The sequence below is a fragment of the Photobacterium malacitanum genome, assembly GCF_900185615.1.
Classification (GTDB): domain Bacteria; phylum Pseudomonadota; class Gammaproteobacteria; order Enterobacterales; family Vibrionaceae; genus Photobacterium; species Photobacterium malacitanum.
Genome location: NZ_FYAK01000002.1, coordinates 41,120 through 60,062, shown reverse-complemented (window position 1 = coordinate 60,062; position 18,943 = coordinate 41,120). Strand labels below are relative to the sequence as shown.

Sequence of the window (18,943 nt, the reverse complement as noted above, 5' to 3'; positions counted from 1 at the left end):
AGAACCCATCCGATAAACAGATAGATTAACTATTTGTCTAACAATTCAGATGCTTTATAACGTCGTTGAGTAATTGCTGTTGTTGATGCAAGCATATTGAAATGAATCGATCGCTGTAATGCTTCTTTATCTGACTGAAGCTGCATAATTTGTTGTCGTAATTTTTCTATAACCAATTGAGAATCATCTTGTTTTTTTGAGTCTCCTGCTAATTTCTGAAATAAAGATTCCATATTACCAGCATGATTTTCGGTCAAGTTTTGCGATGCGATTAATGCCTGCTGACGTTGCTCTGCTTCAATAGCAAGCTGCTTGACAAACGATCCCATCTCATCGGCAGAGCCAACCAACCGATTAAATATTAATAAAAAAGAACAGATTTCTGCATCAGTCGAAAAATTTGGATAACGAATTTTATGATCTATTTCTGTCCATGCTTCTTCAAAAATTGTACGTACTTGCACTTCAGTAAAAATACGACGTTGTTGTAATTCACTACCAAAAACATAATGCAGCGAACGATAACCTGCGGGATGAATTTTCACTTTAATATCTGATGGTAACTCAGCAAAAACTTCATCATCACCACTTCTAACATAATAAACAGGTGGTTCTTCATACTGCCATTGATTGATTAAATAATCATGAATAGCTAAACCATCATCTTTATACAAATGTAATGCTCGAACACCAATCAGATCAGTAACAATTTCGTCATAATTATCTTGATTAATACCAAGGTATTTAGCTTTAAATGTTGCACTCTGAGGTATGGTTTTTCTGACAATTTTTGCCATTAAATGTTGAGGGTTTTTGACTCGCCAACGCACAGAATGAACGTGGGAGCACTGTTGAATAATACGCGCATACGATTCTGCGGTCTGGTTTAAGGCTTGTGTTCGTTTCTCATGGCATAAACCTATCGCTTTTAAGGTTGGCCATGTTATGGAACTTGCTTGCCATTGTTGGTTGCTGATTCGATTATTATGTAGAAACTGTTCTTGTGTCAAACAAGCAATACTCATGATGACCACTTCTTGATAACTAACTTTATATGTGGCACTTATCATAGATCAAGCAATGCATGGTTTACTATTTTAATTGCAGCAACATATTCTTTTTACACTTACTTTCTCGCTTTGTTTGTTTAAATTGATAACTAAATTACCACTAAGGTATAATTGAATAACTTGTTTTAATCACTTGCTGATAATATTCATCAATCGATGCCGCTACTCTAAAATGAGAAAAAGCATATAACGATACGTGGTTATATATCTCATACTCACCACGCTGTCCAAAATCAATATAAAGATAATCTTTGGTCGCATCATGACCTATTTTCTTGATCATACCAGAACCAACAACACACCAATTAATCATTCTTGTATACCGTCTTATCATTGAATAACTCATGATGCCAAAAACGTTATGACATACCTAGGCTTTTTACATTTGCATTATTTTTGCACTCAAAAACAGCACTTAGTTAACGCTTAATCGAGTTATGCTAGTCACTTTAATGTCACTCACGTAAACTGAGATAATTATTTCGTGCTCAATTGTTTAGGAATTTAGTCACATATGAAACGTATTCCAACTAATATCATTACCGGCTTTTTAGGCGCAGGAAAAACAACCTCAATTCTTTCTTTACTTGCACGTAAACCAGAACACGAAAAATGGGCAATTTTAATTAACGAATTCGGCAATGTTGGTGTTGATGGCGCCATCTTAGAACAACAAGGCGCTATCATTAAAGAAGTACCAGGTGGCTGTATGTGCTGCGTTGCTGGTCTACCAATGTCAGTGGGTATAAATGCGCTACTAGCACAAAAACCCGATCGCTTATTGCTTGAACCAACAGGTTTAGGCCACCCAAAAGAAGTGATCCACAAATTAACGTCTGAAAGCTACCGTAATTATGTCGATCTTCGTGCAACAATTACTGTCGTCGATCCACGTCACTTTGCAGATAGCGTTTATACCGATAACGCCAATTTTCAAGATCAACTTGCACTCGCTGATGTCGTGGTTGCTAATAAAATTGACCAATGTGATGATTTTGATTTATACACCTTTCAAACAGCAATGGAAAAAGCCGAACCTAAAAAAGCCTTAATTGCAGAAGTTGAACATGGGCGTCTTGAACTTGAATGGCTTGATATTGAACGCACAGATCGTCAAGCACAGCATAGCCACCATCATCACAGTCACGATCAAGCAGAGCCTTTACCTGAATTAGAATTAGCACCAGGCCAGCAATTTATTCGAAAAGAAAACCACGGTCAGGGATATCACAGTTGTGGATGGTTCTTTGCTGCTGATCAATTATTTGAATTTTCAAAATTATTTAGCTTATTTTCTAATCTTAATGCTAACCGTGTTAAAGCGGTGGTTAACACTGAAAATGGTTGCTTTGCATTTAACGTTGTCAATCAAGTGGTATCGGTTAATGAACTGTCATTAGAAGGCTTTGAATCACGTATTGAAGTGATTGATAACGAAATTCTGCCGTGGGATGAACTTGAAAATATTTTATGTTCTATTGTGGAAAATACTCACGCTAACTAGTTTTATTTACTCGTTATTATCGAACCATTGCTCATACCGATTGCAGTAATAGTGAGAATTTTTATCACTTTACTGCTACGTTATAAAATAGAGCTCATAAAAAGAAGGGAGCACAGATGCTAAACCCTAATACTGCTAAAACAGTGATAGATCACGCCCTATTCCTTGGTGCTGACTTCGCTGAGTTATTTGTTGAACATCACCAATCTAGTTCTGTCCAACTTATTTCAGCTGAAATAGATAAAGTAAATTCAGGCATTGATTTTGGGATTGGTATTCGCCTATTTTTTGGCCATAAAGTGCTTTACGGTTACACCAATAGTACAGATGAAGAAGAATTAAAACGTGTAACGTCTCTACTCGCGGCGAAAGATAAACGTGACCAAATTTTAACGGCAGGCGCGCTTAACTTAAATCGTTATGACAATAAACATAGCTGTCAATTACCGCTAAGCCAAGATGCTAACATGGCAGCTAAAATTGCTTTTTTACGCCAAGCAGATCAGGCTGCTCGTGTCGAGAATGAAAAAATCGCCCAATTTATCGGTAGTGTTGCTCAACGTGAACAGCAAATAGAAATCTTTAATTCCGATGGCCTTCATATCGGCGACACCCGCCATTACACCCGTATATCAGCAAATGCCGTTGCTCAAAATGGCAGCGAACAATCTACCGGCTACGAAGCTCCTGGTGCATTTACAGGTTGGGAGTTTAATACTCACATTGACCCACAAAAGCTTGGTCATGATGTCGCTCAACAAGCAATGGTAAAACTATTTGCAGAAGCCTGTCCTTCAGGAGAAATGCCGGTCATTATCGGCAATGGGTTTGGTGGCGTTATCTTCCACGAAGCCTGTGGCCACTTACTTGAAACGACCTCTGTCGCCAAGAAAGCCTCTGTATTTCACGATAAAATGGGTGAAATGATTGCTAACTCTGTCGTCAGTGCTGTTGATGACGGCACCATGACCAATCAATGGGGCTCGATTAACATTGACGACGAAGGCATGGAGACACAGCGTACGCAATTAATTAAAGACGGTAAGCTAACTAGCTTTATGGTTGACCGTATGGGGGGCTTAAAAACAGGTTTTGCGCGCACAGGATCAGGCCGCCGAGAATCTTATAAGTTTGCACCAACCTCACGCATGCGTAATACCTTTATTGAACCAGGCTCTAGCACACTTGACGATATGCTTGCTGGTGTTGAACGCGGTATTTACGCTAAAAAAATGGGTGGCGGTTCAGTCCAACCTGGAACTGGTGAGTTTAACTTTGCGGTTCAAGAAGCATATTTGGTTGAAAATGGCAAAATCACTAAACCATTAAAGTCTGCGACCTTAATCAGCACTGGCCCTAAAGTATTAAAAGAAATCAGTATGATCGGTAATGATTTTGCTCTTGCCGCTGGCATGTGTGGTTCAGTTAGCGGTTCAGTACCAACGACAGTAGGTCAAGCTGCGTTGAAAGTGGATAATATTCTTGTAGGAGGTGGCAACTAATGGCAGATCAAAACGCACTACAGCAAGCGATTGATTACGTACTTGATCGTGTTCAGGCACAAGATGCAGCTGCCGATGTTATTGCTAACCGTAGCAACAATTTTTCATTAAAAGCCAACCAAGGTGAACTTGATGAATATAAAGTTACCTCAGGTCAAGTAATTGGTGTACGCGTAATTAAAGATCAACGCACCGCCACCAGTTATTCTGAATCACTTGATCTCGCAAGTCTGGATTTAATGGTGGATAATGCACTAACTAATGCGCAATATTCCCAACAAGATCCCCACCAAAAAATAAGCTGTATTGATAGTCGACTTGCCACTACTGAGCCTGAAGTTTATCAAACTGAAACAGCAACCGTTGATGAAAAAATTGCACTCGCATTATCATTAGAACAAGGGGTAGTAAACAAACCTCACGCAACCAGTGCGCCTTACAATGGCTTTGCTGAATCAGATAGTCATGTCATTCTAGCGAATACTCAAGGCACATTGTGTAATCATAGTGAACGTTCAACCTATTGCTATGCTTACACCCTTTACGAAAAAGACGGTAAGCAAGCAATGCATGGCGGCATGTCATCTGGACGTCTATTTAGTCAATTAGATCCTAGCTATTGTATTAATCATGGCTATGAGATGGCGCAAGCACTATTAGACGGTGCGCCTATTGCCAGTAAGCATTATTCTGTAATTTTCACGCTTAGCGCATTAAGTAGCTTATTTTCTGCGTTTGGAATGTGCATGTCTGGACAAGCAGCAATGAAGGGCATCAACCCTTGGCGTGACGCGCTTGATACACTTGTTGCGAGCCCACTGCTCACCATCACTGACACAGCGTACATTAATGGAGGCTTCTCTATTAAAGCGTTTGATAGTGAAGGTTTTGCAACCCATGACACATTATTAGTCGGTGATGGCAAGCTACAAAGCTTATTGCACAATAGCCACACTGCGAGTTATTTTGGTATTGATAATACAGCTAACGGTTCACGCTCAGCTAAAGGTGGCTTAGGTGTCAGTTCTCGCCATACTGTTATAAGTACGGGTGCAAGTTCTGAAGCTGAAATCACCGCTGGTGAGTATCTAGAATTAGTCGAATTACAAGGTGTCCATTCAGGTGCAGATGCCGTAAGTGGCGACTTCTCATTTGGCGCTAGCGGATTTCTCTGTCGTGACGGTGTGCGTCAACAAGCCGTTCGTGGTATTACTGTTGCTGGCAATTTCTATCAAATGATCAAAGAAATTGATGCTATCAGCAACCAATTAGAAAATGATTATAATCGCAGTTTCTACGCACCTAAGATTCGTTTTACACGTCTAAATATTGCTGGCAAATAATCAATAATCCGTTGTGATAATAAAACCTTACTGATGATAATGTTCTACATTCAATTCAGTAAGGTTTTTCACAAACGCTAACACTTTTCTGTATACCTACGCCCTATTTATCTACACAACACACAATCATCATGATTAGATTTAAGATCTATTGCAAAATGCGATACCATGAGCAAAACACCGAATAAGAATAAGACCATGAATCTTACTGCTATTGCGACACTCCAAATCGATAATAAAATGTTTGCTAATCCGCGTCGAATTGCATTATTAAAAGCAATTGATGCTACAGGCTCAATTAGCCAAGGCGCAAAATTAGCAGATATTAGCTACAAAGCAGCCTTTGACGCCATTAAAGATATGAACAGCTGTCACCAACAACCATTGGTTAATAGCGAAAAAGGTGGCAAAGGTGGTGGCGGTGCAACCCTAACACGTTTTGGGCAACGTTTAATACAAATGTATGATCTGTTAGATAAAATTCAAGACATGGGCTTACAAGCACTTAATGATGATAATGCCCCTCTTGATAGCCTGTTAGGCATAATGAGTCGATTTTCTTTACAAACCAGTGCGCGTAATCAACTATTTGGCCATATAACAACAATCGAAACTCATGATCTACATGATATTGTTACGATTGCAATCACAGAGCATCATCATATTCAGGCGACAATCACCCACGGCAGCACAATCCGCTTACATCTCAAACCTAATAAGGATGTGGTAACATTAATTAAAGGTCCAGCCATTACGGTTTGTAGCGAAGAAAACCTCATTCACGGCAAGCGAGATCGATTTGATAACCAATTACTTGGTACACTGACCGCGATGAAGCAAGATCGCAAATCGACTGAGATCACTATTAGCTTAACCGATGATATTAGTATTTGTGCTTTTGTAGATAATCAAGATGTTATGGATGAAACATTACGCTTAGGAATGCCTATTTACGCTTTATTCCACTCCACTCAGGTTATTGTGGCAAGTATGTATTAAATAGCAGAAATGTGTTCAATAATCGTATAACGCTCAAAGGAATGAGCTTATATCGTCGGGGATTGGTTCTGGATTCTGTGAATCAACACTGCATTCAGTTGAGAACGCATTATAATTAAACCCCTTCTTTATACAGGCAGTAAAATTAATATAATCCTCGTATTGCTGAGTAATAATCAACCCACAAGAAATAAATACAAATATTAATGTTATTATATTTAGCCAAATTTTTTGCTGTTTTAATGAACGCAAAAAAAGTGCGACCGATAACGGTACACAAGCAATACTAATAAACCACAGTGCCGATGATGACAATATCATTAAATAACCACTACCCCAATAACACTGGTAGCAGTTTAAGGCTTTTTATGCAAAATATCCCGTTATAATGCAGAAATATACTCATTTGACAAAGAAATAACACAAATGGCAATATTTTTAAAAGTTACTGATGCTTAAGTGAGCATATTTGAACCTAACCAATCATGGTGCCTATCTATATTGAATACCAATAGACACCATGATTCTGTAGTGATATGAACAATAATTTGAGAATTAAATAACAAGGCCACCATCTACTTTTATGACTTGCCCTGTAATAAAACTTGATTGGGTACTGGCTAAAAACAATGCGCAATTAGCAATGTCTTGCGCCTTACCCATCCGCTGTAACGGCGTTTTTGATGTCATATGATTAATCACCTTTTCAGGTAAATCGACCGTCATTGGTGTTTCTATAAACCCAGGAGCTATACAATTTGCACGTACTTGTGCACCTTTACGAGCAAATTCTTTCGCCCATGATTTTGTCATTGCGATCACACCTGCTTTCGTCGCAGCGTAATTAGTCTGCCCAATATTACCATCAGTCCCTACAACAGATGACATAGTAATAATAGAACCACTTCCTGTTTGCATCATTGTAGGGGCAATGGCTTGAGTCATGTTAAACACCCCTTTCAAATTCACATCCATGACTAAGTCCCAATCAGACTCTGTCATTTTATCAATCAAGTTATCACGTGTAATACCGGCATTATTCACTAACACGTCAATCTGCCCATATTGTGCTGTAATCTTTCTGACAGCTTCTGCAACACCCTCTCTATCACAAACATTCAACTCTAAAGCTGTTACATTGGCAAATTGTTGTTCTAAATCAGCCATCATGCCCATATTCATATCACAAGCAATAACACGGGTTGCATTTTGGCGGGCAAATGTTTCAACGATGCAACGACCAATCCCTTGAGCTCCACCTGTTACAAGGCACACTTTATCTGTTAGCATATTTTTCCCTCATTATATTTATTACCGTCCTACAACCAAGCTAAAACTCAGCACTTACTATCAGTCTAGATAACTCTAGCCAGAACATTAAGCTCAATATCACAAGACACAATTGCAAAAATAAGACACTTGCCATCAAATTAAAGCGGTAACAAATGCAACTGTATTTATATAAAGTATACTTTGTTCTTTGAAGTAATATCGATAAATCGATAACGCAGGGAAAGCGATGTTAGATAAAATTATTTTTTTTCTTCATGTAGTACGCTGCCAATCCGTCACCGAAGCAGCCAAGCAATACGGTATCTCAGCCTCTGCTGGAAGCCGTTGGATCACTGAACTTGAAGAAATGATGGGCATAAGCCTTGTTAAGCGCACCACACGAAAAATTTCAGTCACCCAAGCTGGGCAGCATTTATTTCAACGATTTACACAAATTAATAATCAAATCACTGATGTTCTCAATGAAATTCAAAATATTAGTCAAGTAGATATCGGTACTATCAAGGTCGCATGTACACCACTGTTTGCTAAATACTATCTAAGTGAAATTATTGGTGAATACGTCAGTGATAATCCAAATATTAATTTCGTGGTCATTGAAACAGCTTTTGAAGTTGATAATGTCCATGAAGTCGATTTTGCTATCCGTGCCAATGCGACATACCGTGGTTTTCAAGATAAAGACAGTTTATTAGTAAAACGAACATTACTACGAGAACCGCTTAAAGCATGTTGCTCACCAGCGTATATCGCCCGTTACGGTCAACCCGTTGTGCCTAATGATCTGAAGAATCATTTATGCTTATTTGCGACAACATTGGTAGGAGGAAATCGCTGGATATTTGAACAAAATGGCGAATATAATTCAGTCCAAATTTCACGTACTGTTGAAGTCGACGACAGTGAAATTTTAAAAAATATTGCCTTAGCTGGCGGTGGGATTGCTTATTTGCCTTACAGTTTGATTCAGGATGATTTACAAAATAATAAATTAGTCTCAGTACTAAATAACTATATTAGTAGTGAATTTGAGTTAAGTTTATATTACAAACCAAGAAAATACATGCCTGCACGTTGTGCAAACTTTAAGGATCATTTACTCAAACGAGTCACTGACATAAACCAAAGTCGTAACGTCACTTAAATCACTAAAAAACACATACAAAAAAGCCAGACTTTCGTCTGGCTTTTTTATTACACTAGCGCAAATTATGCGTCAGTACGAGGCTTACGGTCGCCTGATGGACGTGCTGCACCATCACGGTTGCCACGGTAACCACCACGGCTATCGTTGCCACGGTTGCGATCGAAACGACGCTCGCCGCCACGGTTGCCATCACGGCTACCACGATGACCACTACGCTCACCGCCACGGTTGCCGTCACGATTACCTGTACGTGGACGGTGTTCACGTAAAACTTCACCTTCAACAACAACTGCTTTCACGTCATTCTGACGAATACGTAGTTTCTTCAGTTGCTCTGATACTTCTGCCGTCATCTTCTTAGGAAGTTGAACAAAAGTATGAGTAGGAGCAAGTTTAATTGCACCGATGAACTCTTTGCTTAAGCCAAGTTCGTTTGCGATTGCACCAACGATATCTTTAACTTGAACACCTTGCTCACGACCAACTTGTAATTGGTAAGTATCCCAATCAGCGTTGTTGAAGCTACGACGCTCACCACGGTCACGACGCTCACCGCGCTCAGGACGGTCGCCACGACGATCATCACCACGACGCTCACGACGTTGTGATTCACGCTCGATAGCAGCGATCATTGGATCTGGACCTTTGTAGAATAAAGGACGGTTACCTTGCTGACGCTGAAGAAGCATTGCTGCTAGTGTTGCTGCATCAACATCGATTGACTCTTGTAGTTTTTCAACAAGTTCAACAAATGCATCTACATTAGTTTGTTCTTTTTGTGCTGCAAGTTCTTCACCTAAACGGTTTAGACGAGATGCAGCAACTAGGTCGCGTAGAGGAAGTTGAATTTCTTCCATACGAGACTTAGTAACACGCTCGATAGTACGTAGCATGCGGATTTGGTTAGTACGAACCAATAGGATCGCTTTACCGTCACGTCCAGCACGGCCAGTACGACCAATACGGTGAATGTATGATTCAACATCAAATGGGATATCGTAGTTGAATACGTGTGTAATACGTGGAACATCAAGACCACGTGCCACAACGTCAGTTGCAACTAGAATATCAATCACGCCACGTTTGATATGATCAACAGTACGCTCACGAAGCGACTGAGGAATATCACCGTGAAGTGCTGCAGCTTTAAAGCCACGTGAAGATAACCAATCAGCTAGACGCTCAGTATCTTGACGAGTACGAACGAATACGATTGATGCATCTGTGTTTTCAGTTTCAAGAAGACGACTCATTGCTTCGTCTTTTTCTACGCCCTTAACAACCCAAAATTGTTGAGACACTTGAGAAACAGTGCGGTTTTCACCTGCAACGTCAATACGTGCTGGATTACGTAGGAAACGATCAACGATTTCTTTAACGATTGGAGGCATAGTTGCAGAGAAAAGTACACGTTGTGCAGTTTCTGGTGCTTGTTCCATGATCCAAGTAACGTCGTCAACGAAACCCATTTTTAGCATTTCATCAGCTTCATCAAGAACGAAAGTATGTACTTCGTCTAGGTGAAGTTGCTTACGTGAAATTAGGTCTTTAACACGACCAGGAGTACCAACTACAATGTGTGAACCATTTTTTAGCGCACGCATTTGGTCAACGATTGAAGCACCGCCGTAGATTTCAAGAACCTTAAGGCCTTTGATGTTTTGACCAAGTACTTTAATTTCTGCAGCAACCTGAATTGCAAGCTCACGTGTTGGAGCCATAACAATAGCTTGTGGCTTATGCTGAGAAAGATTAATTTTATTTAGTACAGGCAACGAGAACGCTGCAGTTTTACCAGTACCAGTTTGTGCTTTACCAAGCGCATCTCTACCTGTAAGAAGTAGAGGAATAGAGGCTGCCTGAATAGGTGTTGGTGAAACAAAACCCATAGAGTCTAGTGCAGATAATAGTGTGTCGGCCAAATCTAGTTGGCGAAATTCTGTAACAGTTTCTTGCATTGGGATCCCAATATATGAACGACTTAAAAACGGGGCCCCTTTGCTACAGAGGGTTCTGCAACAGCAACCACTAGCACGGGCCTCGACTAATAGGGGCGTATTGTGGGCTAATACTTGATAAAAAGCTAGAAAAAATTGAACAACGTCACAAAATAACTCACAAACACCTATTTATTGAACAAATAGTACACCTGATAAACATCTGCTAATTTTTTATCGATTATCAATTAACTATGTTGTTGAAAATACGAACAATAGTATAATTCAAATCTTACCACCTGTGGTTGAACACACTTTTGTTATTAGATTAGAGTTATCTTTTATTTGTCTTTTTATATTAATCACTACCCTTGAGCTTTTTATTTAAGTGGGTTTTAAATTTTTTATTTCTCATTTTAATATTATTCACGTGATATCTTTTTATTCTTTGTTTATAAAGACTTTTATGTGTTTTTTCTAACGTTTCAATACATAACAACGTGGATGACTTAAACCTAAAATATAAAATATACTAAGTTAAGGCTATTTTCCGTTTCTAACTTATATTTACGACATAAATTAAATATTTTGTCATATCTTGTCATTGAATATTTAATTTATGATAAAAACCGCCTCAAATCATACTTAAGCTATTGATTATATAACTTTAGATTATGCCGAATGAAAATTTAGACAGTCAAATCTTGGTTTTAGATGCCCAAAAACGTATAGTGTCTATGTCGATAATCTGAGACCAGACATAATGTTTCAAGATAACCCGCTGTTAGCACAGCTAAAAAAGCAAATCCAAGAAACACTTCCTAAAAAGGAAGGTTACATCAAAGCAACTGATCGTGGCTTTGGCTTTCTAGAAACTGATAACAAAGAAAGCATCTTCATTCCGCCTATCTATATGAAAAACGTTATGCATGGTGATCGTGTTATCGCCGTGCTTCGTACTGAAAAAGAGCGTGAAGTTGCTGAACCACAAGAGCTTGTTGAGCAATCTATTACACGCTTCATTGGTCGTGTAAAACTGATTCGTAATCGCCTCCATGTCATTCCAGATCACCCGCAGCTAAAAGAAGCGATTAGAGCGCGTGCAGCTAAAGGTATTAATCCGGAATCCTTAAAAGAAGGTGATTGGGTTGTTGCTGAACTGACTCGCCACCCTCTTGCAGGTACTAATCAGCCATTCTTCTGTGATGTCACTCAAAAAATCACTGACAGTAATGACAAGATTGCACCTTGGTGGGTAACACTAGCTCGCCACCAACTTCCTAATGCAGAGCCAGCACCACAAGATAGCTGGACTATGCTTGATGAAGGTATTGAGCGCCAAGACTTAACTGATTTGCCTTTCATTACCATTGATGGTGACTCAACCAAAGACATGGATGATGCCTTATATACTGTCGCTAAAGATGACGGTAGCTTTGAAATCACCATCGCGATTGCTGATCCTACTTCTTATATTGCTGTTGGCGATAAGATGGATGATGAAGCCCGTGAGCGTGGATTTACTATTTACCTTCCGGGCCGCAATATTCCAATGCTGCCACGTGAACTAAGTGATGAATTATGCTCGCTTATCGAAAATGAAAAACGCCCTGTTTTATGCTGTCGTGTTTCAATTGATAATAGCGGTGTCATTCAAGATGATATATCTTTCTTTGGCGCATGGATCAAGTCTCACGGTCGTTTATCTTATAACAATGTATCTGATTTCCTTGAAAACGGTCATTGTGATGACTGGACACCAAGCCCAATCATAGAACAACAAATCCTTGCTCTTCAGGGTTTTGCAACGCTTCGTTCTGATTGGCGCATGGCAAATGCAGTCGTCTTCCCTGATCGTCCGGATTACCGCTTTGAGTTAAGTGAAGATAACGACGTTGTTGCTATTCATACTGACTTACGCCGTATTGCTAACCGCATGATCGAAGAAGCAATGATCACCGCTAACATTTGTGCGGGTCGTGCTTTACAAGAAAAATTTGCAACAGGTGTATTTAACGTTCATAGCGGCTTCAATCAAGAGAAACTTGATGCGGCAATGGAATTTATCACTAATGCAGAAGCACCATTTACTAAAGAAGAAGTTGTTACTTTAGAAGGCTTTAGTGCATTACGTCGATGGTTAAATACGTTAGATAGCACTTACCTTGATAACCGTTTACGTAAATTCCAAGCATACAGTGAAGTCGCTAATGTACCTGCACCTCACTATGCAATGGGTCTAGATGTTTACGCAACATGGACATCACCGATTCGTAAATACGGGGATATGATCAACCATCGCTTACTTAAGGCATTGATCACAGGCAATGAGCCAACGCAAAAGCCTGATGATAATGTCGGTGATGAAATCGCTAACCATCGTCGTCATCACCGTATGGCAGAGCGTGACGTATCTGATTGGTTATATGTACGTCTACTTAAAGATGCAGTGAAGAAAGAAACGGTCTTTAAAGCTGAAATCTTTGATATTAATCGTGCCGGTATGCGAGTGCGCCTACTTGAAAACGGTGCCGCAGCCTTTATTCCAGGCTCGCTGATTGTTGATAACAAAGAACGTATTGTATGCAGTGGTGAACTTGGCATTATCAGCATTGATGGTGTTAAAGAATACCAACTAGGCGACACTTTTGATGTGAAATTAGCCGAAGTTCGTGCAGCAACGCGTCAGTTAGTGGCTAAACCTGTACAGCAATATCCTGCGCCAGAAGTGACTCCTGCGCCAGAGCAAGCAACAGATGCACCACAAAAAGCATAACGATGTAAATCGGCTTTAGCACACAATAAAAGGCCAGTGAATACTGGCCTTTTTTACAGCTTTCACACTATTATTCCAATATAAATCACTCAAAGAAGTCAGTTCTCAATGTCAAATCACATTCCAGCAAGCGATAACAATAAAAATCACAGCTCAGAACAAATCCAGCTTATCGAGCTGCAAGTAAAACAGTGGCTTGAAGATGTCGTCATTGGCCTTAATTTATGCCCTTTTGCTGCTAAACCTAACCGCAATAAACAAATTAAAATTTTTGTCAGCGAAGATAATAATGAAAATGATCTGCTTGAAACCATTTATATGCAGTTCAAAGAGCTTGATGAAACACCAGCAGAAACACTAGAAACAATTTTAGTGGTTGCGCCTTTCTTATTTGAAGAGTTTGACGACTACAATCAATTTCTCGATCTTGTTGAAGGCTTGGTGGTACAACTAGGTAAAAGTGGCATCTACCAAATTGCGAGTTTTCACCCTGATTACTGTTTCTATGGCGCAGAGCCTGATGATGCAGAAAATCTGACTAACCGCTCACCCTACCCTGTGTTTCATCTTATTCGTGAAGAAAGCATGGCTAAAGTGATCAAGCATTATCCAAATCCAGAAGCGATCCCTGATCGTAATATCGAATGTGTTGAAAATTTAACCCCAGAGCAAATGCGCAAGTTATTTCCTTATTTAATCAAATAACACTATGCTTACTGCAGGTTATAAATAGTGAACTAATCATACTAAAATGACGGCAATATCGAATCATTGTCGTTATTTATTTGTTATATTCATGAGCAGCTAGATTTTCGTTTAGGTCTCATCATTTAATGCCATTACTGTCACGTTTATACTCACCCAACACTCGCTTTATACTGCCTTTTTTCATTACCGTGTTAATGATCATCAGTTACCCTTTATTAATGCCGATGATAACGGCTCATTCAGCATTATGGATCAATCTTCCTTTTGTATTATTGGGTATTGTAATAATCCTTAATTACAAGCTCCCTCAAGCTGAAAGTGGGCTTATTGCCATCATTATGTTGGTTGCCTACAGCATAATTATTAACTGGCTCCAAGTGTCATTAGCAAACACAGATACCAAGTTAATATTTTGTCTTTTAGCGACATTATTACCGCTTAATATGCTGTTGCTACGCTTTATTCGGTGCTCACAGCGATATGTCTTAGCATCACTAACACTAGTGTCATTACTGATGATCCAGTGTGCTACTGGCGCAGCGGTTAGCTATTTCTATCAAGCAGACTTCTCAAGCTGGCAACAAATTCACCTGTTTACCTACCACAATATTTCATCATTACCGCTGATATTAGTTGTGTTTAATCTCGCAATAAGTTGTTGTACTGGCGCGTTAGCCATCAAATATCATCAGCGTATTGACCGCCATATCTTTATCTGTACGTTGTTATCAACCACTACCTTTATCTTTTTTCATTATCCTTTTATTTCCAGTAGTGCGTTTACACTGTGTGCGTTGTTGCTATTAATTGACATCGGCTATTGCCGTTATCAGCAAAGCTTTTATGATGCATCGACTCAACTTGCTGATCATCGCGCATTGGAGCAAGCCTTAACTCGCCTGCACTCCCCTTATACCATTGCCGTTATCGACCTTGATAATCCCGATAAGATTATCGAGAAACATACTCCCCAAGCTATCGTAGATATTCAGCGTTCAGTGGCAAACTTACTCACACAACAGCCACAATTATTACCGCACTGCTATTTTGCATCTCAGCAAATTATTGTCATTTTTGAACATATGGATTGTGATGCTGCACTGGTGATATTAACCCAATTACAACAAGATATTGCGGCTGCAAAACATATTATTGAGCCGATTACCGTTGAATCTGAGCATGATGAAACCGCAGCAAAACCCAAAAAAGGACGTAAAAAGACCCTTAAGATCAGTGTCAGCATGGGTATTAGTCATGATCATGATGAACACCTGCCAATGACGGTTTTAGAGCACGCAACTGATGCTTTAATGACAGGAAAACAAACAAAAAAGAAGAAAAATCAGATCTATACTGCGGTAAACAATGACTAACAACCACCTACCACATGATGTAACAGGCAAATAAAAGCCCGAGAATTATCGGGCTAACTAAAAGTTTACAATCATTGTTGTAATTTTAGTAAAGAGCAAGGCACAACCATAAGTCGTATTAGCGCTCTCAGCGGCCATACCTACGCTAACGACTAGATAAGAAACATTTTTATAACATTAATCACCAAAAAATAACCTTTTTATTTGATGCTTGAGCGAATATCTGAATATAACAGCTTTAAATTTAAACAATCACACCTCAATCACGAGTTTACTGTTCAACTGCTTATTTGAAATTTTGGTATAAAATAATAAGAGCTAACTAATTATTGATGAGCCATCGCACGGGAGGATTAAAATGAACAACCAAGATAGAATTGAAGATATGGAACAAAAAATATCCATTGCCTATCAAGAAGGTCATTTTGAACAGGCTAGAGCCCTTGAAAAAACACTCAAGCGTATTCGTGGACATCATAATTTATACGATGAAAATGACCCTTACTCTCTAGAAGGGCGAATGTTTAACGATGATGAATAGTCTATCAACGGATAAGTAAGACCGACCATCTTGCTTATCCGTTGTATAAACTTATCTGATTATAATTACTGCTGAATTTCGGTATTATTTGCTTGTTCATTTAAAATAGCACCCGAATACAAATCCATTTCTAACTCAACTTGCTGGCCGGCTTTATTACGCGCTTTAACTGCAATTTCATTATGCTTGCGCTCGACTTTAATCATTCGAAAATCATAATAACCACTCGATTCAAGCTGCTTCATTGCTGTAGGCACACTTAGCATTTCAACCACAGATGTATCAATCGGATCAGCATTACTAACATAGCTTTGTAAAAGGCAACACATACTGCTACTAATGAATAAGACTTTTATGCTTCGAATCACCTTTACCCCTTAATAGCATTGTCGCTATGGTTTGATTGAATAATAACGTATTCGCAAACTATGATGTCAATAAAAATCTATGCCAGCAGTAGCCTATAATAATTTATCAGCCCATGATAATTATTAACGCTTACATCCTATAGCTTGCCATTATCAAACATCGTCATTTTAAAGGATAACATTATGTCAATATTATACCGTATCGAAACTGATAGTATGGGTGAAATAGAAGTCCCTAAAGACGCGCTGTACCAAGCCCAAACTCAACGCGCAATCAATAATTTTCCCATCAGCGGCTTAACCATGCCCAGTGCCTTTATTCAAGCACTGGCTTATATCAAGCAAGCGGCTGCACGTACCAACCTCGATCTCCAACTGATTGATGACAAAATTGCACACGCTATTATTGACAGCTGCCAACTGATTATTGATGGTCATCATCACGACCAATTCCCTATTGATGTTTTCCAAACGGGTTCTGGCACAAGCTCTAATATGAATGCCAACGAGGTTATTGCCACTTTAGCCTCACAACAATTAGGCATTAAGGTAAGTCCTAATGACGATGTTAACTGCGCTCAAAGTAGTAACGATACTATTCCAACCGCAATTCAAGTCAGTGCTGCATTAACTTGCCACCAGCAACTCTTACCTGCACTACTTCATTTAGAGCAAGCACTCGAGAATAAAAGTCAGCAAGTTAATCATTGTGTGAAAACAGGCCGTACCCACTTAATGGATGCAATGCCGATAACCTTAGGACAAGAACTAAGTGGCTGGCAAAGCCAAATTGAACATGCACGACGTGGCATTGAGCTAGCATTAGACAATATATCGGCATTAGCACAAGGAGGAACCGCAGTGGGTACAGGTATTAACACCCACCCGCATTTTGCTGCTATTTTTGTAAAAAATATTGCTATCGCCACCGCAGTACCATTTAGCACTAGCAGCAATTTCTTTTACAGCATGAGTAGCCAAGATGCTGTTGTGGCTTTATCTGGCCAATTAAAAACTCTTGCTGTGGCTATCATGAAAATTTCAAATGACTTGCGCTGGATGAATTCAGGCCCATTAGCGGGTTTAGGTGAAATTGCACTAGAGCCACTACAACCAGGCTCATCTATTATGCCTGGAAAAGTTAACCCCGTGATTCCAGAAGCTGCAGCGATGGTCGCAGCACAAGTGATAGGTAATGACGCAACGATTACCGTCGCAGGTCAATCAGGTAACTTCCAACTCAATGTCATGCTACCTGTTATTAGCTATAACTTACTCCAAAGCATTAGTCTATTAGCTACAACGGCAACGCAATTAGCAGACAAAGCAATTACTACATTTACAGTTCGTGATGATCACCTCAAGCACGCTCTTAGCAAAAACCCGATTCTTATTACCGCATTAAACCCTGTTATTGGTTATTTAAAAGCAGCAGAGATTGCGAAGAAAGCCTATAAAGAGCAACGACCAATAATTGATGTCGCAGAACAAGAAACCGACTTGAGCCGCACAGAGCTAGAATTATTATTAGACCCTAAAAAACTCACTCAAGGCGGCATTGCGAAATAACACCGCATGTCACCACAAAATAGAAAACATCGTTCAGTTTTTGAGCATTAATTCAGTGAATGTTAGTATTAAGCAATAAATCACAGCCATTACTTGTCCAATAATAAAACTGGATGTAACGTAGGATATAAATAAACGCCAGTTCTGCACTCTGTACTGGGTATCACTTACAAGCAAAGAGCATTATTAATGAAAAAATTTGTTTTAGCAGCAGCTATCGCATCAACACTATTTTTAGCAGGTTGCAGTGATAAAGTTGACGAATCTACACTGACTAACGTTGTTCAAACAAGTCAATATGAGCAACCTAATCTAGGTATTACTGCACAAACAACACCTTTTGCAGTTAAAAACCTTAAGATCACCAAAGTATTACTTGATACTAAAACAGACTACAAAGCAGAAGTAAGTTACGACTTGGTTGCCAATAAGAGCTTAGATGAATTTAAAAGCGCAATGAAAGAAGTGACTGCTAAATCACAAGCACCAGCTACAGATACAGATACAGATACAACAGCTGATGCCAAGAAAGATGATATGTCATCAGCGTTACATACTCTAAAAAACAACCTTGCTGCTGAAGTAATGGTCGTTGCATTTGGCGCTAAATACGGTGATTTTAAAGCCGGTCAAATTGTTGATACTGTTCATGAAACGGTATCATTGAAAAAAGTAAATGATCAATGGGTTAAAGATTAATTTTCTTACCCGCAACTATAAAAAACCGCCATCACGGCGGTTTTTTTATGCTATTAACAATCGTTATTTACATTAAAAGCTAGAGAGAAGCGATAAACTCAGTTACAGTTATTA

16 protein-coding genes are annotated in these 18,943 nt (G+C 39.3%); 11 read left to right on the top strand and 5 right to left on the bottom strand.

Annotated elements, in window-relative coordinates; genetic code table 11:
* Window positions 1–29 precede the first annotated feature (29 nt).
* The gene (locus PMAL9190_RS05415; RefSeq protein ID WP_087844918.1) at window positions 30–1,025 is read right to left on the bottom strand and encodes a RelA/SpoT domain-containing protein; all 996 of its coding nucleotides are present in this window, start codon (window positions 1,023–1,025) and stop codon (window positions 30–32) included.
* 145 nt (window positions 1,026–1,170) lie between these two features.
* The gene (locus PMAL9190_RS05410) at window positions 1,171–1,383 is read right to left on the bottom strand and encodes a KTSC domain-containing protein (RefSeq protein WP_159458361.1); all 213 of its coding nucleotides are present in this window, start codon (window positions 1,381–1,383) and stop codon (window positions 1,171–1,173) included.
* Window positions 1,384–1,584: 201 nt separating this feature from the next.
* On the opposite strand from PMAL9190_RS05410, the gene PMAL9190_RS05405 reads away from it, so the two are divergent.
* The 4 genes from PMAL9190_RS05405 to PMAL9190_RS05390 all read left to right on the top strand — a co-directional run bounded on the left by PMAL9190_RS05405 (window position 1,585) and on the right by PMAL9190_RS05390 (window position 6,418).
* On the top strand, window positions 1,585–2,574 hold the full coding sequence (locus PMAL9190_RS05405; protein ID WP_087844261.1) for a CobW family GTP-binding protein: 990 nt from the start codon (window positions 1,585–1,587) through the stop codon (window positions 2,572–2,574).
* Between the two features lie 116 nt (window positions 2,575–2,690).
* Window positions 2,691–4,076 carry a TldD/PmbA family protein gene (locus PMAL9190_RS05400; protein WP_087844260.1) on the top strand — a complete coding sequence of 462 codons (1,386 nt, stop codon included), beginning with the start codon at window positions 2,691–2,693 and terminating at the stop codon, window positions 4,074–4,076.
* Entirely contained in the window at window positions 4,076–5,419 is a 1,344-nt protein-coding gene (locus tag PMAL9190_RS05395) for a TldD/PmbA family protein (RefSeq protein WP_087844259.1), read from the top strand. The genes PMAL9190_RS05400 and PMAL9190_RS05395 overlap by 1 nt, the downstream gene beginning before the upstream one ends.
* Window positions 5,420–5,587: 168 nt before the next feature.
* The gene (locus tag PMAL9190_RS05390) at window positions 5,588–6,418 is read left to right on the top strand and encodes a TOBE domain-containing protein (protein WP_235004292.1); all 831 of its coding nucleotides are present in this window, start codon (window positions 5,588–5,590) and stop codon (window positions 6,416–6,418) included.
* A gap of 555 nt (window positions 6,419–6,973) precedes the next feature.
* Here PMAL9190_RS05390 and PMAL9190_RS05385 read toward each other — a convergent pair.
* Entirely contained in the window at window positions 6,974–7,708 is a 735-nt protein-coding gene (locus tag PMAL9190_RS05385) for a beta-ketoacyl-ACP reductase (protein ID WP_087844257.1), read from the bottom strand.
* 229 nt (window positions 7,709–7,937) lie between these two features.
* On the opposite strand from PMAL9190_RS05385, the gene PMAL9190_RS05380 reads away from it, so the two are divergent.
* Complete coding sequence (locus tag PMAL9190_RS05380) at window positions 7,938–8,855, top strand: LysR family transcriptional regulator (RefSeq protein WP_087844256.1); 918 nt, start codon at window positions 7,938–7,940, stop codon at window positions 8,853–8,855.
* 65 nt (window positions 8,856–8,920) lie between these two features.
* Here PMAL9190_RS05380 and PMAL9190_RS05375 read toward each other — a convergent pair whose 3' ends face one another.
* Complete coding sequence (locus tag PMAL9190_RS05375; RefSeq protein WP_087844255.1) at window positions 8,921–10,816, bottom strand: DEAD/DEAH box helicase; 1,896 nt, start codon at window positions 10,814–10,816, stop codon at window positions 8,921–8,923.
* Between the two features lie 742 nt (window positions 10,817–11,558).
* Between PMAL9190_RS05375 and PMAL9190_RS05370 the strand changes: the two genes are divergently transcribed.
* The 4 genes from PMAL9190_RS05370 (at window position 11,559) to PMAL9190_RS05355 (ending at window position 16,193) form a co-directional block, all read left to right on the top strand.
* Window positions 11,559–13,571: an exoribonuclease II gene (locus tag PMAL9190_RS05370; RefSeq protein WP_087844254.1), complete on the top strand. Its 2,013-nt coding sequence runs from the start codon at window positions 11,559–11,561 to the stop codon at window positions 13,569–13,571.
* Between the two features lie 108 nt (window positions 13,572–13,679).
* Entirely contained in the window at window positions 13,680–14,276 is a 597-nt protein-coding gene (locus PMAL9190_RS05365; protein ID WP_200813379.1) for a DUF1415 domain-containing protein, read from the top strand.
* Window positions 14,277–14,404: 128 nt separating this feature from the next.
* Complete coding sequence (locus tag PMAL9190_RS05360) at window positions 14,405–15,652, top strand: GGDEF domain-containing protein (RefSeq protein ID WP_087844253.1); 1,248 nt, start codon at window positions 14,405–14,407, stop codon at window positions 15,650–15,652.
* Window positions 15,653–16,010: 358 nt separating this feature from the next.
* A complete protein-coding gene (locus tag PMAL9190_RS05355) occupies window positions 16,011–16,193 on the top strand; it encodes a hypothetical protein (RefSeq protein ID WP_087844252.1) in 183 nt (60 codons plus the stop codon).
* Between the two features lie 65 nt (window positions 16,194–16,258).
* On the opposite strand, the gene PMAL9190_RS05350 is transcribed toward PMAL9190_RS05355, so the two are convergent.
* Complete coding sequence (locus PMAL9190_RS05350) at window positions 16,259–16,561, bottom strand: PepSY domain-containing protein (RefSeq protein ID WP_234998975.1); 303 nt, start codon at window positions 16,559–16,561, stop codon at window positions 16,259–16,261.
* Window positions 16,562–16,744: 183 nt separating this feature from the next.
* Here PMAL9190_RS05350 and PMAL9190_RS05345 point away from each other — a divergent pair, with 183 nt between their 5' ends.
* Together PMAL9190_RS05345 and PMAL9190_RS05340 are read left to right on the top strand one after the other, a co-directional pair.
* Entirely contained in the window at window positions 16,745–18,130 is a 1,386-nt protein-coding gene (locus tag PMAL9190_RS05345) for a class II fumarate hydratase (RefSeq protein ID WP_087844250.1), read from the top strand.
* 189 nt (window positions 18,131–18,319) lie between these two features.
* Window positions 18,320–18,829, top strand: a complete 510-nt coding sequence (locus PMAL9190_RS05340) for a hypothetical protein (protein WP_087844249.1) — start codon at window positions 18,320–18,322, stop codon at window positions 18,827–18,829.
* Window positions 18,830–18,943 lie beyond the last annotated feature (114 nt).

What these genes read in the sequence shown, in the direction of transcription:
- PMAL9190_RS05355 (WP_087844252.1), top strand. Translation starts at nt 16,011, where the DNA reads ATGAACAACCAAGATAGAATTGAAGATATGGAACAAAAAATATCCATT.
- PMAL9190_RS05340 (WP_087844249.1), top strand. Translation starts at nt 18,320, where the DNA reads ATGAAAAAATTTGTTTTAGCAGCAGCTATCGCATCAACACTATTTTTA.
- PMAL9190_RS05390 (WP_235004292.1), top strand. Translation starts at nt 5,588, where the DNA reads ATGAGCAAAACACCGAATAAGAATAAGACCATGAATCTTACTGCTATT.
- PMAL9190_RS05385 (WP_087844257.1), bottom strand. Translation starts at nt 7,708, where the DNA reads ATGCTAACAGATAAAGTGTGCCTTGTAACAGGTGGAGCTCAAGGGATT.
- PMAL9190_RS05360 (WP_087844253.1), top strand. Translation starts at nt 14,405, where the DNA reads ATGCCATTACTGTCACGTTTATACTCACCCAACACTCGCTTTATACTG.
- PMAL9190_RS05375 (WP_087844255.1), bottom strand. Translation starts at nt 10,816, where the DNA reads ATGCAAGAAACTGTTACAGAATTTCGCCAACTAGATTTGGCCGACACA.
- PMAL9190_RS05395 (WP_087844259.1), top strand. Translation starts at nt 4,076, where the DNA reads ATGGCAGATCAAAACGCACTACAGCAAGCGATTGATTACGTACTTGAT.
- PMAL9190_RS05380 (WP_087844256.1), top strand. Translation starts at nt 7,938, where the DNA reads ATGTTAGATAAAATTATTTTTTTTCTTCATGTAGTACGCTGCCAATCC.
- PMAL9190_RS05400 (WP_087844260.1), top strand. Translation starts at nt 2,691, where the DNA reads ATGCTAAACCCTAATACTGCTAAAACAGTGATAGATCACGCCCTATTC.
- PMAL9190_RS05415 (WP_087844918.1), bottom strand. Translation starts at nt 1,025, where the DNA reads ATGAGTATTGCTTGTTTGACACAAGAACAGTTTCTACATAATAATCGA.
- PMAL9190_RS05410 (WP_159458361.1), bottom strand. Translation starts at nt 1,383, where the DNA reads ATGATTAATTGGTGTGTTGTTGGTTCTGGTATGATCAAGAAAATAGGT.
- PMAL9190_RS05405 (WP_087844261.1), top strand. Translation starts at nt 1,585, where the DNA reads ATGAAACGTATTCCAACTAATATCATTACCGGCTTTTTAGGCGCAGGA.
- PMAL9190_RS05345 (WP_087844250.1), top strand. Translation starts at nt 16,745, where the DNA reads ATGTCAATATTATACCGTATCGAAACTGATAGTATGGGTGAAATAGAA.
- PMAL9190_RS05370 (WP_087844254.1), top strand. Translation starts at nt 11,559, where the DNA reads ATGTTTCAAGATAACCCGCTGTTAGCACAGCTAAAAAAGCAAATCCAA.
- PMAL9190_RS05365 (WP_200813379.1), top strand. Translation starts at nt 13,680, where the DNA reads ATGTCAAATCACATTCCAGCAAGCGATAACAATAAAAATCACAGCTCA.